The organism is Sphingomonas leidyi, assembly GCF_011761945.1.
Lineage (GTDB): Bacteria > Pseudomonadota > Alphaproteobacteria > Sphingomonadales > Sphingomonadaceae > Sphingomonas > Sphingomonas leidyi.
In genome coordinates, this window is record NZ_JAASQV010000004.1 from 146,988 (window position 1) to 172,739 (window position 25,752).

30 protein-coding genes are annotated in these 25,752 nt (G+C 68.2%); 20 read left to right on the plus strand and 10 right to left on the minus strand.

Annotated elements, in window-relative coordinates; translation table 11 throughout:
* Positions 1–14 precede the first annotated feature (14 nt).
* On the minus strand, positions 15–770 hold the full coding sequence (locus FHR20_RS18185; protein ID WP_167301188.1) for a competence/damage-inducible protein A: 756 nt from the start codon (positions 768–770) through the stop codon (positions 15–17).
* Positions 771–816: 46 nt separating this feature from the next.
* On the opposite strand from FHR20_RS18185, the gene FHR20_RS18190 reads away from it, so the two are divergent.
* The gene (locus FHR20_RS18190) at positions 817–1,764 is read left to right on the plus strand and encodes an MBL fold metallo-hydrolase (protein ID WP_167301029.1); all 948 of its coding nucleotides are present in this window, start codon (positions 817–819) and stop codon (positions 1,762–1,764) included.
* Positions 1,761–2,585 (plus strand): type I methionyl aminopeptidase, encoded by an 825-nt coding sequence (gene map, locus FHR20_RS18195; protein ID WP_167301030.1) that lies wholly within the window; start codon positions 1,761–1,763, stop codon positions 2,583–2,585. Before FHR20_RS18190 ends, map begins: the two co-directional genes overlap by 4 nt.
* Before the next feature lie 296 nt (positions 2,586–2,881).
* Here map and FHR20_RS18200 read toward each other — a convergent pair whose 3' ends face one another.
* The gene (locus FHR20_RS18200) at positions 2,882–3,094 is read right to left on the minus strand and encodes a hypothetical protein (RefSeq protein ID WP_086131132.1); all 213 of its coding nucleotides are present in this window, start codon (positions 3,092–3,094) and stop codon (positions 2,882–2,884) included.
* A 278-nt stretch (positions 3,095–3,372) separates the two neighbouring features.
* Here FHR20_RS18200 and FHR20_RS18205 point away from each other — a divergent pair, with 278 nt between their 5' ends.
* From FHR20_RS18205 to FHR20_RS18230, 6 genes are all read left to right on the plus strand, one after another.
* A complete protein-coding gene (locus FHR20_RS18205; RefSeq protein WP_086131131.1) occupies positions 3,373–3,711 on the plus strand; it encodes a P-II family nitrogen regulator in 339 nt (112 codons plus the stop codon).
* A 93-nt stretch (positions 3,712–3,804) separates the two neighbouring features.
* Entirely contained in the window at positions 3,805–5,217 is a 1,413-nt protein-coding gene (gene glnA / locus FHR20_RS18210) for a type I glutamate--ammonia ligase (RefSeq protein ID WP_167301031.1), read from the plus strand.
* A gap of 153 nt (positions 5,218–5,370) precedes the next feature.
* Positions 5,371–5,823 (plus strand): hypothetical protein, encoded by a 453-nt coding sequence (locus FHR20_RS18215; RefSeq protein WP_167301032.1) that lies wholly within the window; start codon positions 5,371–5,373, stop codon positions 5,821–5,823.
* Positions 5,824–6,069: 246 nt separating this feature from the next.
* Positions 6,070–7,557, plus strand: a complete 1,488-nt coding sequence (locus tag FHR20_RS18220) for a PQQ-dependent sugar dehydrogenase (protein ID WP_167301033.1) — start codon at positions 6,070–6,072, stop codon at positions 7,555–7,557.
* 77 nt (positions 7,558–7,634) lie between these two features.
* Positions 7,635–9,059 carry an aldehyde dehydrogenase family protein gene (locus FHR20_RS18225; protein WP_167301034.1) on the plus strand — a complete coding sequence of 475 codons (1,425 nt, stop codon included), beginning with the start codon at positions 7,635–7,637 and terminating at the stop codon, positions 9,057–9,059.
* Complete coding sequence (locus FHR20_RS18230; protein ID WP_167301035.1) at positions 9,056–9,886, plus strand: hypothetical protein; 831 nt, start codon at positions 9,056–9,058, stop codon at positions 9,884–9,886. The genes FHR20_RS18225 and FHR20_RS18230 overlap by 4 nt, the downstream gene beginning before the upstream one ends.
* Positions 9,887–9,964: 78 nt before the next feature.
* Here FHR20_RS18230 and FHR20_RS18235 read toward each other — a convergent pair whose 3' ends face one another.
* From FHR20_RS18235 to FHR20_RS18250, 4 genes are all read right to left on the minus strand, one after another.
* Positions 9,965–10,378 carry a VOC family protein gene (locus tag FHR20_RS18235; protein ID WP_208413738.1) on the minus strand — a complete coding sequence of 138 codons (414 nt, stop codon included), beginning with the start codon at positions 10,376–10,378 and terminating at the stop codon, positions 9,965–9,967.
* Positions 10,379–10,394: 16 nt separating this feature from the next.
* Positions 10,395–11,369: a quinone oxidoreductase family protein gene (locus FHR20_RS18240; protein ID WP_167301037.1), complete on the minus strand. Its 975-nt coding sequence runs from the start codon at positions 11,367–11,369 to the stop codon at positions 10,395–10,397.
* A gap of 14 nt (positions 11,370–11,383) precedes the next feature.
* Positions 11,384–13,156, minus strand: a complete 1,773-nt coding sequence (locus tag FHR20_RS18245; protein ID WP_167301038.1) for an SLC13 family permease — start codon at positions 13,154–13,156, stop codon at positions 11,384–11,386.
* A gap of 76 nt (positions 13,157–13,232) precedes the next feature.
* Positions 13,233–13,445: a hypothetical protein gene (locus FHR20_RS18250; RefSeq protein WP_208413739.1), complete on the minus strand. Its 213-nt coding sequence runs from the start codon at positions 13,443–13,445 to the stop codon at positions 13,233–13,235.
* 157 nt (positions 13,446–13,602) lie between these two features.
* Between FHR20_RS18250 and FHR20_RS18255 the strand changes: the two genes are divergently transcribed.
* A complete protein-coding gene (locus FHR20_RS18255) occupies positions 13,603–13,788 on the plus strand; it encodes a hypothetical protein (RefSeq protein WP_167301039.1) in 186 nt (61 codons plus the stop codon).
* 27 nt (positions 13,789–13,815) lie between these two features.
* Here the strand turns inward: FHR20_RS18255 and FHR20_RS18260 are convergent, their stop codons facing one another.
* The gene (locus tag FHR20_RS18260) at positions 13,816–14,436 is read right to left on the minus strand and encodes a S24 family peptidase (protein WP_167301040.1); all 621 of its coding nucleotides are present in this window, start codon (positions 14,434–14,436) and stop codon (positions 13,816–13,818) included.
* Between the two features lie 94 nt (positions 14,437–14,530).
* Between FHR20_RS18260 and FHR20_RS18265 the strand changes: the two genes are divergently transcribed.
* Together FHR20_RS18265 and FHR20_RS18270 are read left to right on the plus strand one after the other, a co-directional pair.
* Positions 14,531–14,737: a hypothetical protein gene (locus FHR20_RS18265; RefSeq protein WP_167301041.1), complete on the plus strand. Its 207-nt coding sequence runs from the start codon at positions 14,531–14,533 to the stop codon at positions 14,735–14,737.
* Positions 14,734–15,051, plus strand: a complete 318-nt coding sequence (locus FHR20_RS18270) for a hypothetical protein (protein ID WP_167301042.1) — start codon at positions 14,734–14,736, stop codon at positions 15,049–15,051. Before FHR20_RS18265 ends, FHR20_RS18270 begins: the two co-directional genes overlap by 4 nt.
* Before the next feature lie 62 nt (positions 15,052–15,113).
* Here the strand turns inward: FHR20_RS18270 and FHR20_RS18275 are convergent, their stop codons facing one another.
* Both FHR20_RS18275 and FHR20_RS18280 read right to left on the minus strand, forming a co-directional pair.
* Positions 15,114–16,214 (minus strand): hypothetical protein, encoded by a 1,101-nt coding sequence (locus tag FHR20_RS18275; protein ID WP_167301043.1) that lies wholly within the window; start codon positions 16,212–16,214, stop codon positions 15,114–15,116.
* Positions 16,211–17,455, minus strand: coding sequence for a TIGR04063 family PEP-CTERM/XrtA system glycosyltransferase (locus FHR20_RS18280; RefSeq protein ID WP_167301044.1), 1,245 nt, complete (start codon positions 17,453–17,455; stop codon positions 16,211–16,213). Before FHR20_RS18280 ends, FHR20_RS18275 begins: the two co-directional genes overlap by 4 nt.
* Positions 17,456–18,131: 676 nt before the next feature.
* Here FHR20_RS18280 and FHR20_RS18285 point away from each other — a divergent pair.
* The 6 genes from FHR20_RS18285 to FHR20_RS18310 are packed head-to-tail and all read left to right on the plus strand — an operon-like array spanning position 18,132 to position 23,366.
* Positions 18,132–18,284 carry a hypothetical protein gene (locus tag FHR20_RS18285; RefSeq protein WP_167301045.1) on the plus strand — a complete coding sequence of 51 codons (153 nt, stop codon included), beginning with the start codon at positions 18,132–18,134 and terminating at the stop codon, positions 18,282–18,284.
* The gene (locus FHR20_RS18290; protein WP_167301046.1) at positions 18,277–19,629 is read left to right on the plus strand and encodes a putative O-glycosylation ligase, exosortase A system-associated; all 1,353 of its coding nucleotides are present in this window, start codon (positions 18,277–18,279) and stop codon (positions 19,627–19,629) included. Before FHR20_RS18285 ends, FHR20_RS18290 begins: the two co-directional genes overlap by 8 nt.
* Positions 19,626–20,729 (plus strand): acyltransferase family protein, encoded by a 1,104-nt coding sequence (locus tag FHR20_RS18295; protein WP_167301047.1) that lies wholly within the window; start codon positions 19,626–19,628, stop codon positions 20,727–20,729. Before FHR20_RS18290 ends, FHR20_RS18295 begins: the two co-directional genes overlap by 4 nt.
* Positions 20,730–20,787: 58 nt before the next feature.
* Positions 20,788–21,807, plus strand: a complete 1,020-nt coding sequence (locus FHR20_RS18300) for a DNA topoisomerase IB (RefSeq protein ID WP_167301048.1) — start codon at positions 20,788–20,790, stop codon at positions 21,805–21,807.
* Positions 21,804–22,952: a mechanosensitive ion channel family protein gene (locus FHR20_RS18305; protein ID WP_167301049.1), complete on the plus strand. Its 1,149-nt coding sequence runs from the start codon at positions 21,804–21,806 to the stop codon at positions 22,950–22,952. Before FHR20_RS18300 ends, FHR20_RS18305 begins: the two co-directional genes overlap by 4 nt.
* Positions 22,953–22,988: 36 nt before the next feature.
* Complete coding sequence (locus FHR20_RS18310; RefSeq protein WP_167301050.1) at positions 22,989–23,366, plus strand: VOC family protein; 378 nt, start codon at positions 22,989–22,991, stop codon at positions 23,364–23,366.
* A gap of 4 nt (positions 23,367–23,370) precedes the next feature.
* On the opposite strand, the gene FHR20_RS18315 is transcribed toward FHR20_RS18310, so the two are convergent.
* On the minus strand, positions 23,371–23,853 hold the full coding sequence (locus FHR20_RS18315; protein WP_167301051.1) for a hypothetical protein: 483 nt from the start codon (positions 23,851–23,853) through the stop codon (positions 23,371–23,373).
* A 101-nt stretch (positions 23,854–23,954) separates the two neighbouring features.
* On the opposite strand from FHR20_RS18315, the gene FHR20_RS18320 reads away from it, so the two are divergent.
* The 3 genes from FHR20_RS18320 to FHR20_RS18330 all read left to right on the plus strand — a co-directional run bounded on the left by FHR20_RS18320 (position 23,955) and on the right by FHR20_RS18330 (position 25,742).
* Positions 23,955–24,566, plus strand: a complete 612-nt coding sequence (locus FHR20_RS18320; RefSeq protein WP_167301052.1) for a resolvase — start codon at positions 23,955–23,957, stop codon at positions 24,564–24,566.
* Positions 24,567–24,738: 172 nt separating this feature from the next.
* Positions 24,739–25,194 (plus strand): MaoC family dehydratase, encoded by a 456-nt coding sequence (locus FHR20_RS18325; protein WP_380925246.1) that lies wholly within the window; start codon positions 24,739–24,741, stop codon positions 25,192–25,194.
* Entirely contained in the window at positions 25,191–25,742 is a 552-nt protein-coding gene (locus tag FHR20_RS18330; protein WP_167301053.1) for a carboxymuconolactone decarboxylase family protein, read from the plus strand. Before FHR20_RS18325 ends, FHR20_RS18330 begins: the two co-directional genes overlap by 4 nt.
* The last annotated feature ends 10 nt before the right edge of the window (positions 25,743–25,752 follow it).

Below are 25,752 nucleotides of genomic sequence, written 5' to 3' on the forward strand. Positions count from 1 at the left end.
ATTCCCCCGGAAAGTCAGATCCCGCCTTCGACCGCCTCCAGCCCCCGCTCGGCCAGCCCGTGGAGCAACGCGTCTCCGCATGCGTCGAGCGGCGCCTGCTCGGTCGCCCGCACCACGAAGTTGGCGCCGGTGCGGCCGTCGCGGAAGAAGGGATAGCTGCCGATCGCCACGCCTTCATGGGCGCGCTCGGTCTCGCCCAGGAACTCGGCGATCTCGCTCTCCGCCACCCAGGCGCCGATCGTGCGCGAGAGCAGCGGGCGCCCGCCCTCCAGCGTGCCGGTCAGCGCGTCGAGCATGCCCGCCGTGATGTGCGGCACCCCCGCCAGGATGAAGAGATTGCCGACGCGGATACCCGGCGCGCCGGACATGCGGTTGGGGATCAGCTCGGCGCCCTCCGGCACCCGCGCCATGCGCAGCCGCGCATCGGTGAGCCCGCCGCGCGTCTCGTAATAGCGCTCCAGCACCGCGCGCGCCTGGGGGTGGATCACCACGCCCACGCCCAGCGCCGCGGCGATCGCGTCGACGGTGATGTCGTCATGCGTCGGGCCGATGCCGCCGGTGGTGAAGCAATAATCGTAGCGGTCGCGCAGCGCGTTGACCGCCTCGACGATCCGCGCCTCGACATCCGGCACCACGCGCACTTCGGCCAGGCGGATGCCCTGCACGTTCAGCCAGGTCGCGATCTGGGCGATGTTCTTGTCCTGCGTGCGGCCCGAGAGAATCTCGTCGCCGATCACCGCCAGCCCAGCCGTCCAGATGCGTTCGCCCATATCCCCGGCATAGACGCATGCGGCGTCCGCGCCTAGCGTCCCGGTCATGCTGCTCGCCATCGCCGCCCTCGCGCTCTCCGCCGCCGCCTCCACCCCTGCCCCCTGTCAGGCCGAACTGGTCGTGCTCGGCACCTCGCAGGATGCCGGCACCCCGCAGATCGGCCATCCGGAGGACCCCGCCTGGCGCGATCCCGCGCTGCGGGCCTGGGCCGCCTCGCTCGCCCTGGTCGATCATGCCAGCGGTGCGCGCTACCTGTTCGACGCCACGCCCGACCTGCGCGAGCAGCTGGAATGGCTCGACGTGCACGATCCGAAGCGCACGCCGGGCCTCGGCATCGACGGCATCTTCCTCACCCATGCGCATATCGGCCATTATGCCGGCCTGATGTTCCTCGGCCGGGAATCGGCGAACGCCCGGGGCGTTCCTGTCCATGCGATGCCGCGCATGGCCGAGTTCCTGAAGAACAACGGCCCGTGGAGCCAGCTGGTCAGCCTGGACAATATCGCGCTCCGGCCGCTCGCCGCCGGCACCGCCACCCGGCTGCCCGACGGCATCACGGTCACGCCCTATCTCGTGCCCCACCGCGACGAATATTCCGAGACGGTCGGCTTCGTCATCGCCGGCGCCGGGCGCAGCGCGCTCTTTCTTCCCGACATCGACAGCTGGGAGAAATGGGACCAGCGGCTCGAGGACATGCTGGCCCGGGTGGACGTCGCCTATCTCGACGGCACCTTCTTCGACGATAGCGAGCTTGGCGATCCCGCACGGATGAAGAGCGTTCCCCATCCCCGCATCGCCGACACGATCCGCCGCCTGCCGCCCGTGCTCGCCGCGAAGGTCCGTTTCATCCATCTGAACCACACCAACCCGGCCCGTTTCCCCGATGCGGCGAAGCGCCGGGCGGCGGAGCGCGGCGGCGCGGGCTTCGCCCGGCTCGGCGAGCGTTTCTGCCTCTCGAAAAACGGCGCCGACCAGCCTATATCGCCGCGATGACCGAATATGTGACCGTTACTGCCGACATGCCCCAGGCCCGGGATGGCGCGATCAAGCTCCATGGCCCCGCAGGCTTCGAGGGCATGCGCCGCGCCGGCCGCCTCGGCGCCGAGATTCTCGACGCGCTCGTGCCCCATGTCGTACCCGGCGTCGCCACCGCCGAACTGGACGACATCGTCCGCGAGATGACCGTCGCCGCCGGCGGCGTGCCCGCCACGCTCGGCTATCGCGGCTACACGCACAGCTGCTGCATCTCGATCAACCATGTCGTCTGCCACGGCATCCCGAGCGACAAGACGCTCAAGGACGGCGACATCGTCAATATCGACGTGACGCCGATGCTCGACGGCTGGCACGGCGACACCAGCCGCATGTTCCTGGTCGGCGATGTCGGCATCAAGGCGCGCCGCCTGGTCGACGTGACCTATGAATGCCTGATGCTCGGCCTCGAACAGGCCAGGCCCGGCAACCATCTCGGCGACGTCGCCCATGCCATCCAGCGCCATGCCGAGAAGCATCGCTACGGCGTGGTCCGCGATTTCTGCGGGCACGGCCTGGGCCAGATCTTCCACGACGCGCCCGAAGTCGTCCATGTCGGCCGCCCCGGCACCGGCCCGGAGCTGCGCCCCGGCATGTTCTTCACCGTCGAGCCGATGATCAACATCGGCCGGGCGGACGTGAAGCTGCTCGACGACGGCTGGACCGCGGTGACGCGCGACCGCTCGCTCTCGGCGCAGTTCGAGCATTCGATCGGGATCACCGAGGACGGCTGCGAAATCTTCACCAGGAGCCCCAGGGGCCTCGACCACCCGCCCTATTGAAGCGTTCCGCAACTTGCCTGGGGCGCTACGCAACGGGTTGCGTCCGCCAGCGGCCGGAAGGCCGGGCGGACGCATGCGGCGGGTGGAGGGAGTGGGCCGCACCGCCGCCGGGGCTCATTCGCTCGCTTATAGTCAAGCGCGAACCGATTCGAACAACTTGTGCAAGGAATCCCCATATCGACTGGGGAGTCAATGCAACTTCCTGGGGACATTATTCCCATTTTGGACAATATTACTTCACGGCAATAGTAAACGCTATTACGTAAATTATGATATTTACTGAGGCAGGCCGCATCTCAGTGCGCGGCGCGCGACCAGAACGACAGTTGCTCCTCGGCAGCCGCTGCATCCAGATCGCCGATCTCGCTGTGGATCCAGCAGGTCTTGCGCGCCTCGGGATCGAGGGCCAGCAACCCGTGCGCCATGATGACAAGCGGCCCCGTGGCGACGATCACATCGCCGTCCGGCAGGTCGTTCCCACGCCGATGCAGTTCGGCGGGCAGGTCCATAGGCATAGGCTGCATACATCGCACCCCGGTACGCTCGCCGCCCCCAACGCGATTACACCGAAATGGTTCCACAAGCCGGTCGCCGATAATTTGTTGCCGCGGGGCAACGCTTTCGCCGCTGCCCCCAAATCCGGCACCGCATGCGGCGCTGCCCATTTGATAGGCACTTGTTAAAGCGGCGCGGCGCGTGCAACCGAGAGGGCGAGCCGAGTCCCGCCTCTGGCACGAAGTTTGCCAGACGCGCGGATAGGCAAGCCTCATGTGCCTCGGGGGAAACCGTGAAAAAGATCGAAGCGATCATCAAGCCGTTCAAGCTCGACGAAGTGAAGGAAGCGCTCCACGAAGTGGGCGTCTCCGGCATCACCGTCACCGAAGCCAAGGGCTTCGGCCGCCAGAAGGGCCATACCGAGCTCTATCGCGGGGCCGAATATGTCGTGGACTTCCTTCCCAAGGTGAAACTCGAGGTGGTGGTTGAGGATTCGCTTGCCGACCGCGTGGTCGAAGCGGTCGCCGCCGCGGCGCAGACCGGCCGGATCGGCGACGGCAAGATCTTCGTGATCCCGGTCGAGACGGCGCTCCGCATCCGCACCGGCGAGCGCAACGAGAACGCGATTTGACGCGCCGCAACATAGCGTCGATGTAACGCCCGATCTGGGCAAGATTCTTTCCCGATTCGTCGGGTCAACGAAAGAGAGCGAAAGGGCTTAACAATGGCGAATTCGGCCAGCGACGTTCTGAAGATGGTGAAGGACAACGAGATCGAGTGGATCGATCTCCGCTTCACCGATCCCAAGGGCAAGTGGCAGCACCTCACCATGGTCGCCAAGGTGATCGGCGAGGACGAACTGACCGACGGCCTGATGTTCGACGGCTCCTCGATCGAGGGCTGGAAGGCGATCAACGAGTCCGACATGATCCTGAAGCCGGATCTGGACGCGGTGTGGATCGATCCCTTCTCCGCCACCCCGATGCTGATCCTGGTCTGCGACATCGTCGAGCCCTCGACCGGCGAACTCTATGCCCGCGACCCGCGCAGCACCGCGAAGCGTTCGGAGGCCTATCTCAAGTCGCTCGGCATCGGCGACACCGTCTATGTCGGTCCCGAGGCCGAGTTCTTCATGTTCGACGACGTCCGCTTCGAGAACAGCTACTCCACCAGCTATTACGCGATCGACGACATCGAGCTGCCGGGCAATTCGGGCAAGGAATATGAGGCCGGCAATCTCGGCCACCGTCCGCGCGCCAAGGGCGGCTATTTCCCCGTCGCCCCGGTCGACTCCGCCGTCGACATCCGCGGCGAGATGGTCGCGACGATGCTCGAAATGGGCCTGCCCTGCGACAAGCATCACCATGAAGTCGCCGCGGCGCAGCACGAGCTGGGCCTGACTTATGGCACGCTGGTCCAGACCGCCGACCGCATGCAGATCTACAAATATGTCGTGCACCAGGTCGCGCATGCCTATGGCAAGACCGCGACCTTCATGCCGAAGCCGATCAAGGAAGATAACGGCTCGGGCATGCACACGCATATCTCGATCTGGGAGAAGGGCGCCAACACCTTCGCGGGCAATGGCTATGCCGGCCTGTCGGACGCGTGCCTCTATTTCATCGGCGGCGTGATCAAGCACGCCAAGGCGCTCAACGCTTTCACCAACCCGACTACCAACAGCTACAAGCGCCTGGTGCCGGGCTATGAGGCGCCGGTGCTCCTCGCCTATTCGTCGCGCAACCGCTCGGCTTCGTGCCGCATCCCGTACGGCGCGGGCACCAAGGCGAAGCGCGTCGAGTTCCGCTTCCCGGACGCGCTGGCCAACCCGTATCTCTGCTATGCGGCGCTGCTGATGGCCGGCCTGGACGGCATCCAGAACAAGATCCACCCGGGCGACCCGATGGACAAGAACCTGTACGACCTGCCGCCGGCCGAGCTGTCGCAGGTGCCGACGGTATGCGGTTCGCTCCGCGAGGCGCTCGACAGCCTGGAGGCCGATATGGACTTCCTGCTCAAGGGCGACGTGTTCTCGAAGGATCAGGTCGAGGCCTATGTCGAGATCAAGCGCGGCGAGGTCGCCCGCTGGGAGATGACGCCGTCGCCGGTCGAGTACGACATGTACTATTCGGCCTGAGCCGCGGGAAATCGGACGATTCGGAAGGGCGTCCGGGGAAACCCGGGCGCCCTTTCCGTTTCGGGAGCCGCGCGCGCCGCCGCCGGACTCGACGCGACCGGCCCGTGCGCATTAGGCTGGCCCCATCTGCCCGCCCCGCCACGAGGAGCCGAGATGGACGAGGATGACCGCCCCACCGACAAGGGGCCGCCGCACGGGCCGGGGCCTGCGACCCCGCTCGAGATTCCGGGCCTGGGCTCGATCCCGCCCATCGGCGCGCTGCCCAATCCCCTTGGCCGCCTGCCCGCGGACGCGATCGCCCAAGGCCTCGGCATCACGGGCATCGCGGCGCAATCCCCCGGCATCGGCCTGCCGTTCCCGCCCCTCTCGCCCCAGGCCGCGCCCCAGGGCATCTTCGGGCATCCGATCGGCAACCCGGCCGCTCCGCTGGGCGCCGCGCTCCCCATCCATCCCGGCAACCCGGGGGCGACGGGGCCAGGCATCCAGATAGGGAGCATAGCAGGCCAGCTCGGCTCGCTCCTCCCCTTCTCCGCTGCGCCGACACCGGGTGGCATGCCCGGAGCCGCGCCGGCCGCCGGGGACAAGGACGACCCGCTGCCTTCCTGACGCGCCGCCCGAACGCGCTACGACTGGTAAAAATACGCCCGGCCCCGAAGGACCGGGCGCATTCCCCCTTTTAACTCGTCGGCGCCTGCCGCCCGCTTGCCCACGCCGTTGGCCCCGGATCATGACATCCCTGTTGCGTTGCGGCGTAAACCGCGTGACTTTCCTTGCCGCCGGAACGGTTCCTTTCCCGGAGACGGAAAGAAAGCGCGTCTCACCAGTTAAACAATCGTCCCTAGAATGATGGCCATGCGCAGCCTCTCGACGATCCCTGCCCTGCTCCTCGTCGCCGCGTGCAGCGGAGGCGGCGGCAATGGCGGCACGCCGACGCCCGCCAATACCGCGCCGAGCTTCACTTCGCCGGCCGCCACGAACATGGTCGAGAACGGGACCGCCGCCTATCAGGCGGCCGCGATCGATGCGGAGGGGAACCCGATCACCTTCTCGATCGCCGGCGGTGCAGACGCGGCGCGCTTCGCGATCACCGCCGCCGGGGCGCTCAGCTTCGTCGCGGCGCCCAATTTCGAGGCGCCGACCGACGCGGATGGCGACAATGTCTATCGCGTCCAGCTGCGCGCCAGCGACGGCAGCGCCGCCTCGACGCTCGACCTGGCCGTGACCGTCACCAACAGCCGGGAGGGGATCGCGGTGAAACGGGTCGCGACCGGGCTGAACCAGCCGACCTTCGTGACCGGGATCCCCGGCAGCAGCGACGTGTACGTGCTCGAGAAGGGCGGCAACCTCTATCGCCTCGCCCCGGCCACCGGCGCGCGCGCCCTCGTCTTCACGGTGGGCGATCTCAGCACCGACGGAGAGCGCGGGCTGCTCGGCATGGCCCCGCTGCCCAATCCGATCAACGCCGATCGCTTCATGATCTTCTGCACCGCGGCGAACGGCGATATCGAGCTTCGCCAATATGCCTTCCGCGCCGCCGGCTTCCCGCCGACGGTGCTGGCCAGGATGGTGATCCCGCATCCCGGAGCGAACAATCACAATGGCGGCTGGATGGGCTTCGGGCCCGACGGCTATCTCTATGTCGGAATCGGCGATGGCGGCGGTGCCGGCGATCCCGGCAACAATGCCCAGAACCCCTATTCGCAGCTTGGCAAGATCCTGCGCATCAACGTCGTTTCCGATCCCTATGCCGGCGGCGCCCCCACCTTCTTCGCGCCGCCCATGAGCAATCCGTTCCCATTCGGCAGCGGCGGCGATCCCTATGTCTTCGCGCTCGGCCTGCGCAATCCCTTCCGCGCCAGCTTCGGCCCGGACGGGCGCCTCTATATCGGCGATGTCGGCCAGGGCGCGATCGAGGAGATCGACGTGCTGCGGCCGGACCAGCCCGGGCTCAATTTCGGCTGGCGCTATCTCGAAGGCACCCGGCCCTATACCGGCACCGCGCCGGGCGGGCTGACGCCCCCGGTCTCGCAATATGATCATGGCAACGGCCCCAAGCAGGGCGCGTCGATCATCGGCGGCTATGTCTATCGCGGCCCCGTCCCCTCGCTGCAGGGGCAATATGTCTTCGGCGACTATGTGAGCGGCAACATCTGGACGCTGCCGGCGGCCTCGCTGGTGCAGGGCCAGCTGTTCCCCGCCGCCGGCTACGAACGGCGCAACCTCGATTTCACGCCCGACGCCGGTACGATCGGCAGCCTGGTCTCGTTCGGGGAAGACGCCGCCGGCAATCTGTTCCTCGTCGATATCGGCGGCAGCGTCTTCATGGTCCAGCCGGGCTGAGTCGCGCACTTGCGTTGCGAATGGCAACTGTCCATCTAGGCACCATACCGGGTTTTCGAGAATTGGAGAGGCGAGTGATGCGCAGCTATCTGAAGCAGTTCATCGGGGGCGAATGGGTCGAGAGCCAGGGCGGCACCCGGCACGAAGTGATCAACCCGGCCACCGAGGAAGCCGTCACCGAGATCACGCTCGGCTCCGCGGCGGATGTCGACCAGGCGGTCGCCGCGGCGCGCAAGGCCTTTGAGAGCTTTTCGCGCACCAGCGTCGACGAGCGGGTGGCGCTGATCGAAGCGATCCTCGCCGAATACAAGGCGCGCGCCGGCGACATGGCCGAAGCGATCAGCCAGGAAATGGGTGCCCCGATCAGCCTGGCCAGAACCGCGCAGGTCGGCTCCGGCCTCGGCCACCTGATGTCGGCCGCCAAGGCGCTGCGCGAGTTCCGGTTCGAGGAGCAGATCGGCAACAGCCTGGTCGTGCACGAACCGATCGGCGTCGTCGCGATGATCACGCCCTGGAACTGGCCGCTCAACCAGATCGTCTCCAAGGTGGCGCCGGCGCTCGCCGCCGGCTGCACCATGGTGCTCAAGCCCAGCGAGGAAGCGCCGCGCTGCGCGATGATCTTCGCCGAAGTGCTCGCCGCCGCCGGCGTGCCCAAGGGCGTGTTCAACCTGGTCAATGGCGACGGCCCCGGCGTCGGCACCGCGCTCTCGCGCCACAAGGGCGTCGACATGGTGAGCTTCACCGGCTCCACCCGTGCCGGCGTGCTCGTCGCCAAGAACGCGGCGGAAACGGTGAAGCGCGTCCATCAGGAGCTGGGCGGCAAGTCGCCCTCGCTGATGCTCGAAGGCGCCGATCTCGGCCGCGCGGTCCAGACCACCTTGTTCAGCGTGCTGATGAATTCGGGGCAGAGCTGCATCGCCCCCACGCGCCTGCTCGTGCCGAAGGGCATGCAGGAACAGGTCGCCGCCGCCGCCGCCGAAGTGATGAAGGCCACCCACACCGGCGACCCGGCCGAGGAGGGCCGCCATATCGGACCGCTGGTCAACAAGGCCCAGTGGGAGAAGGTTCAGGGCCTGATCGCCCGCGGCATGGAGGAAGGCGCCAAGCTCGAGGCGGGCGGCCCCGGCCGTCCGGACGGAGTCGAGACCGGCTATTTCGTCCGTCCCACGCTCTTCTCGGGCGTGCGGAACGACATGACGATCGCCCGGGAGGAAATTTTCGGGCCGGTGGTGACGATCATCCCGTACGAGGATGAGGAAGACGCGGTCCGCATCGCCAACGACACCGATTACGGCCTGTCCGCGGTCATCTTCGGCGATGCCGACGCCGTGAAGCGCGTCGCCCCGCAGCTGCGCGCCGGCATGGTCTATGTGAATGGCGGCCAGCCGGATCCGAACCTGCCCTTTGGCGGCTACAAGCAGTCGGGCAATGGCCGCGAGCACGGCAAGTTCGGCCTGGCCGAGTTCATGGAAGTGAAGGCGATGGTCGGCGCGCTGGCATGATGCGCGCGGCCTTCCTCCTCCCCTTCGGGCTGCTCGCGCCGTCCCTTGCGGCGGCGCAGCAGGCCGGGGACCAGTTCCAGCTCGTCCGCACCACCCTGGTCGAGCAGCGCGGCCCCGGCACGATGCGCAGCTCGCAGAACAGCGACGCACTGATCGAGCGCATCGTCGCGGTGACGCCGGCCGGGGTCGAACTCGAATACGGCCTGCCGCCCGGCAGCCAGGGGGGCGACTGGACCTTCCCGGTCCGCGTGTTCCAGCCCCAGGGCGGCGCGCTCCAGCTACGCGACCGCGCCGCGCTGGAGGCCCGCATCGACAAATGGCTGAAGGACGCCAACCTGACGCGCGCCGCGTGCGGCCATTGGGTTGCCGGCTGGGCCGCCTTTCGCATCGAGTGCGACCCCGACACGGCGCTGCGCACGGTGGATGCCTTTGCGATCGGCCAGTTGAAGCTCGTCGACGGCGCCCCCTATGCCGATGCCCAGGCGGCGCGCCCGGCACCGCTCAGGGCCAGGCCCGACGGCAAGGGCTTCACCGCCGAGCTGGCGGTCGACCCCGCCGCCATCCGCGACGAACTGGCCCGGGCCGATGTCGCGGCAGCCGAGATCGGCGGGCAGGAACTTACCCTCGACGCTGCCCGCAAGGCGCATGCGGGCGACCAGGTCTCGGGCACGATCAAGGTGACGATCGACCTGGCCGGCACCGTCAGCCGCCGCACGCGCATCGTCACCTGGACGATCACCCGCAACGGCCGGACCGAGACGCGCACCACCACCGAAAGGGTCGAGCGCCGCCCGATCCAGCAGCACGTCGATCCGAACAGCATCTAGGGTCGCGACCCGATCCGCAAACCCCGTCGTCCCGCCTTTGCGGGGATGACGGTGGCGGCCATTTGCCCTGCCTGGATCTCACGCCCTCCATTGCAGGCAGATGCCGTACCCATCGGGATCGGCAAGATAGAGCTGGCGCATGCCATAGAGCGTCGTCACCGGCGCCCGTGCCGATGCCACGCCCCTGGCCTGAAGTTCCGCCCAGGCGCCGCCCAGGTCCCCGCAGCCGAGATACAGGCAGATATCGTCGCCCAGCCGCGCCGTCCGCGCCGCATCGCGCGCCGGCGGGCGCTCGCCCGCATCGTGCAGCGTGTTGAGCATCAGCTCGCCCCCGCCATTGCGCAGCCAGCACCAGTGGAAATAGCGCCCCTCCGCCGCTTCGATCTCGGGCGAATGCTCGACAAGCTCGAAGCCGAGCACGTCGCGATAGAATGCCACCGATTCCGCCATGTCGAACACCTGAAGCAACGGCACCAGGCCTTGCAGCTTCATCATGACCTCCCCTTTCTCAGGGCAGCAGGAGCGTCGATCCCGTCGTCTGCCCGGCCTCCAGCGCCCGGTGCGCCTCGGCCGCGTCCTCCAGCGCGAATCGCTGGTTGACGTCCACCCGCACCGCGCCCGAGCGCAGCATCTGGAACAGCCGGGCGCTGCCCGCGGCGCGCTCCTCGGGCGTCACATAATAGTCGAACATCGTCGGCCGGGTCACGTAGAGCGAGCCCGCCCGGGCCAGCGCGCCCAGCGCCACGCCCTCGACCGGCCCGCTGGCATTGCCGAAGCTCACCACCAGTCCGCGCCGCCGGGCAGAGGCCAGCGATGCCTCCCAGGTCGCCTTGCCGACGCCGTCGAGCACCACTTCCACGCCTGCGCCGCCGGTGATCTCGCGCACCCGCGCGGCAATGTCGTCCTCGCGCGCCAGCAGCACATGGTCCGCCCCCGCCCCGCGCGCCAGCGCCACCTTGTCGCCATGCCCCACCGTCGCGATCACCGTCGCGCCGATCGCCTTCAGCCAGCGCACCGCGATCTGCCCCACGCCGCCCGCCGCGGCATGGACCAGCACCGTCCAGCCCGGTTCGACCCGGGCGCAGCGCTCGACCAGGAACTCCACCGTCCCGCCCTTGAGCAGGGCCGCCGCCGCCGTCTCGTCGCTGATGTCGTCGGGCAGCGCGAACAGGATCTTCGCCGGCACGTTGCGCGCGGTGGCATAGGCGCCCAGCCCCGGCCCGAAGGTCGCCACCCGGTCGCCGGCCGCGAAGTCGGTCACGCCTTCGCCCACCGCCTCGACCACGCCCGCCGCCTCGCCGCCCAGCCCGCTCGGCAGCGGCACCGGGTACAGGCCGGAGCGATGATAGGTGTCGATGAAATTGAGTCCCACCGCAGTGTTGCGCATCCGCACTTCGCCGGGGCCCGGCGGGGCCAGCGCGACATCGCTCCACCCGATCACCTCGGGCCCGCCCGTCCGCTCGATCCGCGCCATCCGTTCCATATGTGCGACTCCCGTCAGAATACCGGCCATACCCATAGGATCAGCGGCGTTCCCACCGCCAGCACCAACACCGAGAGTGGCGCGCCCAGCCGGGCATAATCGCCGAACCGATAGCCCCCCGGCCCCATCACCAGCGTGTTGCACTGGTGGCCGATCGGCGTGAGGAAGTCGCAGCCCGCGCCTACCGCGGTCGCCATCAGGAACGCCTCGGGGCGATAGCCGAGCTGCCCGGCAAAGGTCGCGGCGATCGGCGCCATGACCAGCACGGTCGCGGCGTTGTTCAGGAAGGGCGTCACCGCCATCGCCGCCGCCAGGATCAGCGCCACCGCGCCCCAGGGCGGCAGCGTCGCGGCGAGCTGGCCCAGCCAGTCGCCGATAATCTGGCTCGCCCCCGTGGTCCGCAGCGAATCGGAGACCGGGATCAGCGCGCCCAGCATCACCAGGATCGGCCATTCGATATGGTCGTACGCCTCGCGCACCGGCAAGGCGCCGAGCAGGATGGTGAGCCCGGCAGCCGCGAAGAAGGCCACCGCCACCGGCACATAGCCGAGCGCGGTCGCCGCCATCGCCGCGGCCAGGATGGCGACGGGCAGCAGCCCCTTGCGGGCGCTGCCCAGCCGCAGCGTCCGCTGGGCGAGCGGCAGGCAGCCCAGCTCGCCCAGCCGCTCGAACAGCAGCTCCAGCGGGCCCTGCAGCACGATCACGTCGCCCGCCTGCAGCACGATCGCGCCCAGCCGGCTCGCCAGCCGCTCGCCCTGGCGCGAGACCGCGATCAGGTTCACGCCGAAGCGCTCGTGCAGCCCCAGCCGTCCGGCGCTGCGCCCGATCAGCGGGCTCTCGGTGCCGATCACCGCCTCGATCACGCCCGGCTCGCCCTCGGCGCCCTCCGGCCGCTCGCGCTGCGAGCCCTCGAGCGCCAGCCGGTCGCCGGCGATCACCCGCTCCAGGCTGTCGGGCGCGCCGGTGAGGATCAGCAGGTCCTCGGCCCGCAGCACCGTGTCGGGGAAGGGCGTCGCGCGGATGCCGGCGCGCAGGATCGTGGTGACCTTCACTGCATCGTCGTGGCGCGCGCGAAAGGCGGCGACGGTTTCGTCCACGGCCGGCGATCCGGCGGGAATCTCGGCCTCGGTCACATAGTCCTGGATGTCGATCGCCTCGCCCAGCGTCGGCGCCGCCCGCCGGTCGCGCGGCAGCGGCCGATAGGCGAAGCGCAGGAAGACCAGCCCCATCAACGTCAGCCCCAACCCGACCGGCGCATAGTCGAACATGCCGAAGGGCTGCCCGGTCATCTCCTCGCGCACCCGGCTGACGATGATGTTGGGCGAGGTGCCGATCAGCGTGATCAGCCCGCCGAGCAGCGAGGCGAAGGACATCGGCATCAGATAGGCGGCCGGCGATATGTTCGAGCGCTTGGCCATCTGGAAGGCGACCGGCATCATCATCGCCAGCGCCCCGATATTCTTCACCAGGGCGGAGGCGAAGCCGACCGAGGCGCAGAGCAGCAGCAATTGCGAGCGGATCCGCGTCACGCGCCGCTGGAGCACCAGCATCGCCCGCTCGATCACGCCCGAGCGCTGCACCGCCCCGGAAAGCACGAGCGCGCTGGCCACGATGATCACGATGTCGTCGGAAAAGCCGGTAAAGGCCTGTTTGGGCGAAACGATCCCCAGCGCCAGCGCCGCGAGCAGCGCGATCACCGCGACCATGTCGTAGCGGAAACGTCCCCAGACGAAGAGCAGCATCATGCCGGCGAGCACGCCGACGGAGAGCAATTGGGGCGTGTTCATCGCTTGAGGAACGCCGCGCGATGGTTTCGGGTCCGTGCCCTTTCGTCTCCCCGCCCTTCCGGGCAGGGGAATGCACTCAGTGCACCGTCCCCACTGCCCGGCCGACCGACATCAGCACGATCAGCCGCTCGATCTGGCGCCAGCGGCAGAAATGGATGTGGTTGCCAAGGTCGCGGCTGCGATCGGCAAGCGCGGCGGCCTCGCTGCCGGCCAGTTCGCCGAATCGGGCGATGAGTTCGTTGGCGTCGGCGATTTCGCGGCGATCGCCGAGATAAGGCATCATGTTCATGCGGGCAGACACTCACGCATCATGCCAGTTCCGCGGAATCCCCGCTTCGCGCGCCACATGATGCTGAATTTCCGCTAACCATGCCGAAAATGCCGTATCGCCTGCCCCGGTTCGGCACAGGTGGCGTCCCGGCCCGGGACGTGGCAGAGGAGCGGCCATGACCAAGCCCCCCTCCAAGACGCCGATGGCCGGCGGCTTCCTGCTCGCGCTCAGCCTGATCGTCGGCGTGTTCGCCGGCATCGCCCGCGGCGAAGCCTCGTTCGGCTTCCTCATCGGCCTGGGCGTCGGCATCGCGCTGCTGATCCTGGTGTGGCTGGCCGATCGGATGCGGACGGGGCGGTAGTCCGGCCCCTCCTCCGAAGGGAGAGGGTCAGATCGCCCGGCCCAGCCAGGCCACCCGCCCCACCACATCGACCAGCGCCGCCGGCACGACCCGCGCTTCCCAGGCCGGATTGTCCGAGATCACTTCGATCCCGCCCACTCCGGTGCGCAGCCGCTTCACCATCAGTTCGCCGTCGAGCCGGATCACGAACACCCCGCCCCGCCCCTCGATACGGCGCCGGTCGCGATCGACCAGTATCTCGTCGCCATCCTCCAGCGTCGGCGCCATCGAATCGCCCTTCACCCGGATCATCGAGGCGGCCTCGGCGCGCACGCCCAGCGCGCGCAGCAGGTCGGGCGAGAAGCTGCCCGGCCGCCGCCGCGCCTCGCCCTCGACCAGGCCGCCAGGGCCCGCCGAGGCGCCCACGTCGAGCCGCGCCACCGCGACCATCCCGGCCACCTCGGGCCCACCCAGCCGCGCCTCGGGCACCCCGAAATAGCGCGCCAGCAACGCGCGGTCCGCCTCGGCCAGCAGCCGCGGCGTGCCGCGCACCACATATTGCTGAAGATAGGCCAGATTGCGCCCGAGCAGCCGCGAAAGCTCGGAAAGGCTCGTGCCATTCTCCGCGATCAGCGCTTCCAGCGCGGCGCGTTGCGCTTCCGGATCCATGACATCTCCATACCCGTAGGATTTTTCCTAGACAAGTAGGAAATACGGAACAAATTAGGAACGATCTTCAGCGAATCGGACGGGAGACAGGCGGATGTCGGTGCATCGCAAGATCGAGAAATTCCTTCGGGCGACGGACATGCCGCCCACCAAGTTCGGCCGGCTGGCAGTGCGCGACCCGCGCTTCGTGCTCGACCTGCGCCGCGGTCGCGAACCCGGCCCGCGCATCGTCGCGCGAGTCGAGGCGTTCCTGGCCGCCCAGCAACCGGCGCAGGCCCGGCAAGGCGAGGCCGGGCAATGAGCCGCGGCCCCGATGCGGAAGCGCTGTTGCGCCGAGCGCTGGAGGCGAGTGCGGAAGCGGCGGGCTGCCCCGCCGCGCTGGTCGCATCGGATTGGACGCGATGGGCCAGCGCCACCTTTACCGGCGCGCGCCACCTCCTCACGCTCGCCGCCCCGCCCTCGGCCGCGCTCGACGCCTGGATCGCCGGCCTGCCCGATGCGGAACTGCGCCTGCGCCGCCACCTGGTGGCGGACCTGGTAGTCGATCATGTCCGCCGCGCGGGCGATCGGGTGACGATCTCGCTCGAAGTGCTGACGGTGGAGGAAGGGCGGTGAGCGCTCACCCGGGATCCGTCATCCCGGCGCGCGGATGACGAAAGAGACGATCCGGCGCGGTATCAAGCCGTCCGGCGCGCCAGGTTGCGCAACGTGACCAGAGCCTCTTCCAGTCCGCGTTCATGCTGCTTCGACGTCGGCGGGGTCGCGGGCGCCAGGCCCTTGTCGGCCACCCCGCGCTCGAGCCGTTCGAGCAGCGCGTGGATCGAGGCATCGGTTTCCGGCCGCACGATCCGCTCGCCCCTGGGCGGCAGCACCGGGGCTTCGGCCGCGGGTTCCGGCACATGGCGGCGCACCGCCGGCGTCAGTTCGAATATCTCGAACCGCTCGCTCTCGTCGAAGATCGACGGGCGCGGCGCGCGGCGTAGCGGGGCGAGCGGCACCGGCGCGGGCTTGGGCACGGCCGGAATGGCCTGCGGATCGAAGGCGGAGAGCGGCTGGTCGAAATCGACCGGCAATTCCTGCTCGGCGAGCGGCTGGCGTGCCCGCGCGTGGACATCGCGGCTTTCGCGACCTTCCGGCGCCTCGGCGATCGGCTCGGGAGCGGCAATCGCGGCCTGCTCGGGATAGGCTTCGGAAACTTCCGGTACCGCGATCACAGGCTCGGGCGCGGCGACCGCCACCGGCGCGAGCGGCACCATAACGGGCTCGGGCGCCTGTGCCACCGGCTCCGGCGCCTTGGGCGGCGTGATCGCGCGCGGCGGGAAGATCGCGTCGAAATCGATATGCTCGTCCTCCGGCGCGGGCGCCGGCGGCGCGGGCGTTGCGGCGCGAATCTCGAGGAACGGCCGGCCCAGGTCGCGCGTGGCGAGCAGCGGCGGGCGCGGCGGCGCGTCGGGATGCGCATCGGCGCGGCGGAGCACCGGCAGCGGCACTTCTTCCGGATCGAGCGCGATATCCTCCGCCTCGCCGATGGTCAGCCCGCGCGAGCCGAGCAGAATGAAGGCCGAGAGCCACATGAAGGCGCCGACGAACGCGCCGGTGCCCAGCGCCACCGCGAGGCGGGCAGTGGCGCCCAGCGGCGGCTCGGCCGCGGCGAGGATGGAGGGAAGGCCGGAATCCATCACCAGCGCCTCGAGCGCAGGCACGGGGATCATCGCCACGCCAAGCGCGGCGAGCCCCCCCGCGACCGCGGCGATCAACGGCGCCAGCGGCAGGTTCATGCGCTCACCATGGGCGTGTGCGACCACGAGTCTTCCATGGCCCCGACTTTGGCGAGTCTTTGGTAAACGGAGTCATAACGCCCGACATTCCTCGCCCAGTTGCGCTCCGCCTCGACAAAGGCTCGGCCACGCTCGCGCCGCGCATCCCATCCGTCGCGCTCGGCGAACAGCCGGGCCACGGCCTGTGCGAGCGCCACGGGATCGTCGGGCTTGAAGAGCGTCCCGGTGTCGCCATCGCGGATCAGCTCGCGATGCCCGCCCACGTCGGACGCAGCGACCAGCCGGCGCTGGGCCATGGCCTCGAGCGGCTTCAGCGGCGTCACCAGGTCGGTGAGGCGCATATGCTTGCGCGGATAGACCAGCACGTCGATCACGCTGTAGTAACGCTCGACCTGCTGGTGCGGCACCCGGCCGACGAAATGGATGCGATCGGCGACGGGCGACGCTGCCGCCTGCGCCGTCAGCGCCGGGTCGCACGGCCCGCCACCGACGAGCACCAGGTGCATCTTCGGCCGCGCGGCGACCAGTGCCGGCATCGCCTCGATCAGCACGTCGAGCCCCTCATAATCGTAGAAACTGCCGATGAAGCCGATCGTCTCGGCACCGTCGATCCCCAGCTCCTTCGCCAAGGCCCGGTCATAAGGCAGGGGTTCGCCGAACACGCCCAGATCCACGCCGTTGGGCGAAATCATGATCTTGCCCGGATCGATCCCGCCACGGGCGACCAGGTCGTTCTTCAGCCCCTCGCAGATCACCGCGACGGCATCGGCCTTGCGCACCGCCCGGGTTTCCAGCCAGCGCGTCGCCCGGTATTTCCAGCTGCCTTCGGTCCCCGTGCCGTTGCCCACGGCCGCGTCCTCCCAGAACGCGCGGATCTCATAGACCAGCGGCAGGCCGAGCTTGTCCGCCACGCGCTGGGCCGCCATCGCGCCCAGCACCGGCGAATGGGCATGGAGGACGTCCGGCCGCCAATTGCGCGCCACCGCTTCGATCCGCCTGGCGAACGCCGCGACCTCGCGCAGTTCGCCGATCACCGGCGGCCCGGAATTGACGCGCGGCGTCCGATAGAAGCGGATGCCGTCGATCGTCTCCTCGTCGGTGTCGAACTTGCCATGGCGCGGACTGGTCACCGCGGCGACGTCCCAGCCGCGTGCCATCTGCGCCTTCAGGATCGCCCGCGTCCGGAAGGTATAGCCGCTGTGGAGCGGCAGGCCGTGATCGAGGATGTGGAGGATCCGCATGGGGCTCCCATGCCATGCGAGCACTTAACGCCGCGTCAACCTCACAACACGCACTCCGGCTCCAACGATGCCTCGAGTGGTGCTCGACATCTGGAGCCCCTGACGACTGGCGGCAGATGTGCAGCCCGCCTTCAGTGGCACATTCAGCGTTGCTAGCGGGTCACAGTGCGAGTCAGGAGCAAGACTGTTTGCCGTTCAGACGTCCAGCGCACAGCTCAGGTTCTGCATCTGAGGGCAAAACCGGCCCCCCGCAGAATTGGTGGTTCCGGCTTAGCCGCTTGCGGGCAGTGCGGCGGGAGTTCACGTCAGATAGTCTTGCCAAGTTAGCCTCCGAGAAACGAAGGCGAACACTGGACCACGGTCACGGAAATCATGGGGTCGGTCGAATGGCCCGTGCCCCAAGTCAAAACGCTCGCGGACGCAATGCGCGCCTTTCAAGCGAGGTTCTGACTAGCTGGACAGACGGTCCCTCAACCCGTCACCGGCGATACCGGCTCCGACACGCAATATACTCGATTCGCTGGATCCCGGCAAGGAGCGCGCAAGTGCTTGGTCTTGTACCGAGGAACCTTCCCAAACGAACTCAGTCCCCCAACGGAATATGCGGAATGCACTTAACGCCGCGTCAACCGCATCCCGCTACACCGGCCCGACAAGCAGGAGCGCCGACGGGCACATGATCGACAATCTATCGCTCGCGATCTCGCACGGGCTGATGCTGCTCGCGGCCTTCCTGCTGCTGCGCCGTCCCGATCTCGACCACGAACCCGGCCCCGACGACCAGCCGTCCAAGGCCAAGCCCAGCCGATGGGGCAAGCCCGGTGCGTGATCTCGTCTTCGTCGCCTTCCTGCTGGCCTTTTTCGGGATGGGCTTCCGCAAGCCGTTCCTCTTCGTGCTCGTCTACGCCTATATCGACATCGTCTCGCCGCAGCGGCTCACCTATCTCCTGCTCAATTCGGTGCCGATCTCGCTGATCGCGGTGGGCCTGTCGGTGCTCGGCTGGCTGGCGATCGACGACAAGAAGGACGTGCGGGTGGCTCCGCGCCAGCTGATGATCGTCCTCCTCCTCGCCTATTGCTTCTACACGACCAAGAATGCCGACTTCAAAGTCGAGGCGCTCGACAAATGGGACTGGGTCTGGAAGGCGCTGGCCTTCGCCGCCTTCCTGCCGCTGACGCTGCGCACCAAGCTGCGCATCGAGAGCCTGCTGCTCTTCATGATCCTTTCCGCCGCCTCGATCATCATCGTCGGGGGCATCAAGACGCTCGGCTCGGGCGGCGGCTATGGCGAGCTCAACCTGATGGTCGCCAACAATTCCGGCCTCTACGAAGGCTCGACCATCTCCACCGTGGCGATCGCGATCGTCCCGCTGATCATTTGGTTCATGCGCTTCGGCACGATCTTCCCGCCGGACTGGAAAGTGAAGGCGTTCTGCGTCGCGCTGATCTTCGCCTGCCTGCTGATCCCGATCGGCACCTCGACGCGCACCGGCCTGCTTTGCATCGGCCTGGTCGCGCTGCTGATGCTCCGCGATACCAAGCGCAAGTTCGTCTATCTGGCCGCGCTGGGCTGTGTCGGCCTCGTCGCCGTGCCCTTCCTGCCCTCGGCCTTCACCGAGCGCATGGGCACGATCAAGACCTACAAGGCGGACGCCTCGGCCTCCACACGCCTTGCCGTGTGGCAATGGACCATCGACTATGCCAAGACTCATCCGATGGGCGGCGGGTTCGAAGCCTATCGCCAGAACCATATCCGCTACGAGAAGGTGGCAGTGGAGAGCGACGGTGCCGGCCAGGCGACCGTCGACCGCAGCCTCGAGGTGGACAAGGCCCGCGCCTATCACAGCGCCTATTTCGAGATGCTCGGCGAACAGGGCTATCCCGGCCTGGCGCTGTGGCTGACGATCAACCTGCTCGGCATCTTCCGCATGGAAGTGCTGCGCCAGCGCTACAAGAAGCCCGAGCCCGGCCAGGAATGGGTCGCCCCGCTCGCCTCGGCGCTGCAGACCGCGCACATCGTCTACATGCTCGGCGCCACCTTCATCGCCATCGCCTTCCAGCCCTTCGTCTACATGCTGATCGGGGCACAGATCGGGCTCGACACCTATATGGCCCGCAAGCGCGAGGAAGCGCGCTGGCGGCCGCTGCGCAAGGCAAGGCCGGCACTGGCATGAAGGGCGAACAGGCCAAGGGGGAACAGGTCAGGGGGGAACTCAGGGCCCTGACCAGCGTCCGCGGCATCGCGGCCTGGTTCGTGGTGTTCTTCCACATCCGCTTCGCGCTGGGCCTGCCCGATCCGGAGCTGCACCTGCTCGCCAAGGGCTATCTGGCGGTCGACTTCTTCTTCCTGCTCTCCGGCTTCGTCATCTGGATGACCTGGAGCGAGCGCGTCCGCGCCGGCGGGCCGGCGGCGATCCCCGGCTTCCTGCGGCGCCGGGTCGCCCGGGTCTGGCCGCTCCATCTGTTCATGCTCGGAGTGGGCGTGGCGATCGCGGCGACGCTGGAACTCACCGGCCGGGGCAGCGACCAGTTCCCCTGGCACGAGCTGCCGCTCCATGTGCTGCTGCTCCAGAACTGGGGCTTCACCGAGCATCTGACCTGGAACGATCCCGCCTGGTCGATCTCCTGCGAGCTGGGCGCCTATCTGCTCTTCCCGCTGCTCGCCCTTGCGATCGACTGGCGCCGCGTGCCGAGCTGGGCGGTGATCGCCGCCATCGCCGCGCTGCTCGGCCTGCTCCATGCGATCTTCGCCAGCCGCGGCGCCTGGGCGCTCGGCCAGGAAATCACCAGCCTGGGCCTGGTCCGCTGCGTGATCGAGTTCGCCGCCGGCACCGCGATCGCCGCGCTGTGGCTGCGCTGGCGCGACCATTGGCGCCTCCCCGCGCTGGCCGGCTTCGGGCTCGCGTTCGCTCTGGGCATCGGCTGGGCACTCGGCCTGCCCGAGACCTTCGCCGCGCCCGCCGCCTTCGCCGCCCTGCTGCTCGCCCTGGGGCTCACCGCCGCGCGCCGCGGCAATCCGCTCGAGGCGGGCTGGATCCATTATCTGGGCGAGATCAGCTACGCGACCTATCTCTCCCATTATCTCCTCTGGTTCGCCTTCAAGCTCGCCTTTGTCGAGAACGAGCATGCCGTGCCCTGGCCGCTGGTCGGCGGATTCCTGCTGCTCGTGCTCCTCGCCTCGATCGCGCTCTACCATCTGGTCGAGCGCCCGGCGCAGCGCTGGGTGAACGCGGCCGGGCTCCCCCGGCGCGCGCCGAAACGGGCCCTCCCCTAGCCCGCGTCCGGAACGAAGCGAAGGGCCGCGCATTGACCGGGGCATTGCGAGGAGGCCCATGCCCGATACCGAGATCGTCTATGTCGACGACCAGCAGCCCGGCATTACCCGGCGCAAGGTGCGCCACGGCTGGGGCTATCGGGATGCGGACGGCAAGCGCATCGCCGATCGCGACACGATCGACCGGCTGAACGCGATCGGCCTGCCCCCGGCCTATGCGAATGCCTGGTTCTGCCCGGATCCGCACGGCCATATCCAGGCGACCGGCCAGGACGAGAAGGGCCGCAAGCAATATCGCTACCACGCCGCCTTCCGCGAGGCGCAGGAGGCCGCGAAATATGATCGCTGCGCCGATTTCGGCGCGCATCTGGCAAGGCTCCGCGCCCGGGTGGCGCGCGATCTCGGCCTGCGCGGCCTGTGCAGGGAAAAGGCCGTCGCCGCCGTGGTCCGCCTGCTCGACCTCGGCAGCATCCGGGTGGGCAACGAGCAATATGCCCAGGCGAACAGGAGCTTCGGTGCCACCACGCTCCGCAAGCGCCACGCCCGGGTGACGGGGCGCACGCTCCGCCTCCAGTTCCACGCCAAGTCGGGCCGGCTGCGCGTGCTGACGATCACCGACGGCTCGCTCAGCCGTTTCGTCAGGAAGTGCCAGGACCTGCCCGGGCAGCACCTGTTCCGCTGGCTCGACGAAGCCGGCGAGGCGCACCCGGTCACTTCGACTGACGTCAACGCCTATATCCGCGCGGCCATGGCGGAGGACTTCACCGCCAAGCATTTCCGCACCTGGGGCGCCAGCGTGCTCGCCTTCCGCGCGCTGGCCGAAGCGAGCGCCCCTCTCGGCCTCAAGGCGATGCTCGCGCCGGTGACCGCGGCGCTGGGCAACACGCCCGCCATCGCCCGCAAATCCTATGTCCACCCCGCGCTCGTCGATCTCGCCAAGGATCGCGAGGCCCAGGCGGCGTGGCGCGCCGGTCTCCACTTGCCCCGCGCCACGCGCTGGCTCAATCGTTACGAACGCGGCCTGATCGCCTTTCTCGACGATCTCGCCGCGCACCAACAGCCCCGAAAGGCCGCATGATCATCAACCGCACCGCCACCGGCTTCCCGCAGAGCGACGACCTCGAGATCCAGGCAGAGGCCTTCGCCAACGACAGCTGGGCCTGGGCCCAGTCGCACTGGCTCCAGATCCTGATCGCCACCGGCATCGCCATCGCGGTGTTCTTCCTCCTCCAGGCGATCAAGGGCTGGGGCGCGCGGGTGTGCAAGAAGGGCGAGGGCGTGGCCAACTGGTACGCGGTCATCGGCCGCGCGGTCGCCAGGACCGGGAATTTCTTCATCCTGATGGTCTCGATCCGGCTGGTTACCGGCTATGCCAATCCCCCCCGGATGGTCGAGAGCACAGTCGAGTTCCTCTTCACCATCTCGGCCGCGTTCCAGTGCGCGATCTGGCTGCGCGAGCTGATCTTCGGCGCGATCGAGCGCAAGACGACGGCCGACAATTATCACGGCTCCGGCCTTGCCAGCGCGCTCGGCATCATCCGTATCCTGATCACGGTGGTGCTCTTCGCCATCGCGACGGTGATGGTACTCGGCAATCTGGGCGTGAACGTCACCGGCCTGGTCGCCGGTCTCGGCGTCGGCGGCATCGCCATCGGTCTTGCCGCGCAGGGCATCTTCGCCAACCTCTTCGCCGCGCTGACCATCCTCTTCGATCGGCCCTTCCGCGTCGGCGACAAGATCCGCTTCGACCGCAACAGCGGCACCGTCGTGTCGATCGGCCTGATGAGCACGCGCATCCGCTCGTTCATCGGCGAGGAGCTGGTCTTCTCGAACAAGCAGCTGCTCGACAAGCTGATCGAGAACCTCTCGCTGCGCCACCATACCCGCACCAAGCTGCCGATCGGCGTCGCCTATGAAACGCCGGTCGAGAAGCTCGAGGCGCTGCCCGCGATGTTCCGGGAAATCGTCGAGCAGGCCGGCGGCACGCTCTCGCGCGCCAGCACGGAAGGCTTCGGCGCCAGCTCGATCGATTTCGTGATCGAGTTCGACGTGGCCGGCGACGACGTGCCGCACGCCCAGCTGGTGCGCGACAGGATCATGTTCGCGATCCTGCGCCGGTTCGCCGCGGAAGGCATCTCGATCCCCTATCCCACCCAGACCAGCTATACCGCCGATCCCAGCGGCAAGTTCATCCTGCCCTATCCGGCGGAAGCCAGGGCCTGAGCGCCCGCGCCGGTGACGATCCGGAGTGAAGATCCCATGCTCAAGGACCATAGCAGCCACGCGATCCTCCCCTGCCGGGACATCGCCATCGCCAAGGCCTTCTACACCGGGACGCTCGGCCTGCCGCTGGTGGCGGATCATGGCGAGGTCTTGCTGCTGCGCACCGGCACCACGCTGCTCAACGTCTATCGCAGCGACTTCGCCGGCACCAACCAGGCCAATGCCGTGGTCTTCGACGTGCATGACGATCTGGAAGCGATCGCCGCCGCCTTGCGCGGGAAGGGCGTGAAGCTGGAGGAATATCCCGGCGGCTTCGACCGGGTGGAGGACGGCGTCCATATCCTCGGCGATTTCCGCGCCATCTGGTTCAAGGACCCGGACGGCAACATCCTCCACGCCAACAGCGGCGGGTGAGCGCTCAGGCGGCGGGCGCCATCCCGGCCGCACTCAGAAAGCCCCGCCAATTCTCCACCGTCAGCCCGGCCCGGTACTCGGCCTGCATCTCCGGCGTGAGCACCTCGATCATCCGGCTGCCCTCGACCCACAGCTCGAGCACGCCGAACACGCCCCCGCGCTTGCGATACTTCACCGGCCAGCCTTCGCGCTTCGCCAGCGCCAGGACCTCCTCCACGCCCTTGTCCGTCGCGATGGCGAGATGCGTGGCCGAGCGCGCGCCGTTGCCGCCGATCACGCCCATCGCATCGGCATCGCCCTCCGCCTCCACCAGCTCGGTGCCCCGCGGATAGACCTCCACCGTGGTGCGGCGGTCGTCGCCCGCCATCGCCATCCAGCTGCCCGCGATCACCGGCGGAAAGGGCAACGCCACTCCGCCCCACAGCTCGGCGATGACTTCGGCGACATGTCGCGGATCGTCCGCGTCGATCGAAACATGAAACAACATCCGCACACTCCCCGAGTCTGTGTATTATTCATCCAATACACATGGCACAATTTGTGTCAATCTATATTTGACACTTTTTGTGCCACGGCTATGGGATCGGCATGTCCAAACGGAATTTCCTGCTCACCGACCCGGCCAGGCCCGAAGGCCCCGACAATGCCCATACCCGTGCGAGGATCGACGATGCGATCCTGGCGCTGATGGCGGAGGGGGACCGGCTCAACCACGACCTGGTCGCGACGCGCGCGGGCGTCTCGCGCCGCACCGTCTATCGCTATTGCCCGGACCAGGCGGCGCTGCGCGCGGCGGCCTGGGCGCGCATCGGCCCCGCCGGCGGCATTCCGAAGACCCTCGGCGAATTCGTCGGTGGCGTGGCCTCGCGCTTCGCCAATTTCGACGACAAGGCGGATGCGATGACGGTGGTGATGGCCAGCGCCGAAGGCCGCGCGATCCGCAACGTGATGAAGGAGGAACGCGTCGCCGCCTTCCGCGCGATGCTTGCCCCCCGGGTCGAGGCGCTCGCCGAGCCCGATCGCACCCGCGCGATCGCGATGTTCCAATATCTGGGCAGCGGCTTCGCCTGGCGCGAGATGCGCGACCAATGGGACATGGACGGCGCCGGGGCCGCCGCCGCCTGCACCTGGGCGATCGAAGTGCTGCTCGCCGATCTGGAAAGGCGCGGCGCCAGGCCACTAGCCGACGGTCCGGCCTGAGTCGCCGACCGCTTTCGAATATCGGGTTCGGAAATTCCTCCCCGTATCTCCGGGGTTTGCTGCCAGCGGACGCTACGTCAGCCCCATCTTTCAAATTTCCGGTCGGCCGAGGCTTGCGGGAGGCCCCGCCCCGCCCCTAGATGGGCGCGAAACAGGCAAGAGGACCGCTATCTTGGCGACGATCACCGTGCAGCAGATGGCCGAGAGCATCGGCACCGAACGCGTTTCCGACTGGGTGGAAGTGACCCAGGCGATGATCGACCAGTTCGCCGAGGCGACCGGCGACCACCAGTTCATCCATGTCGATCCCGTCCGCGCCGCGCAGACGCCGTTCGGCGGCACCATTGCCCATGGCTTCCTCACGCTCTCGCTGATGCCGATGCTCGCCGCGCGCACCGATGCGCCGGCGATCGAGGGCACGAGGATGGGAGTCAATTATGGCGGTAATAAAGTCCGCTTCATGCAACCGGTACGCTCGGGCAAGCGCGTCCGCGGCCGTTTCAAATTGCTGAAATTCACCGAGCGCAAGCCCGGCGTCTGGGAACAGGTCCAGGAATATACGCTCGAGATCGAGGGCGAGGCGAAGCCCGCGCTGATCGCCGAGTGGATCGCGCTGGTATATGTATGAGCGCGCCTCGCATCGCTCCCCTCGAAAGGCCGTTCCCGCCCGCGTTCGATGCCCAGATGAAGGTGCTGATGCGCGGCGCCGAGCCGCTACGACTGTTCACCACGCTGGCCAGATCGGATCGCGCCTGGACGAAATTCTCGGCCGGCTCGCTGCTCGACCGCGAGGGCCCGCTCTCGCTTCGGCAGCGCGAGATCGTCATCCACCGCACGACGGCGCGGTGCGGCTGCGAATATGAGTGGGGCGTTCACGCGGCGATTTTCGCGCCGGCCGTCGAACTGGACGCGGCCCAGCTCCACGCCACCGTGCACGGGCCTGCCGACGCCTCGATATGGAGCCCGGCGGAGCGCGTGCTCCTCGCCACGGTCGACGCCTTGCTCGACGAACGCCGGCTGGGCGACGCCGCATGGGCCGGCCTCAAGGCATATTTCAGCGACGAGCAGGCGTTCGAAATCGTCCAGCTCGTCGCCTTCTACCACGGCGTGGCGCTCATCTGCGGCGCGTTCGATCTTCCACTTGAAACCCAAGCGGCACGCTTTCCCGCCGCCTGAAGGAGAATAA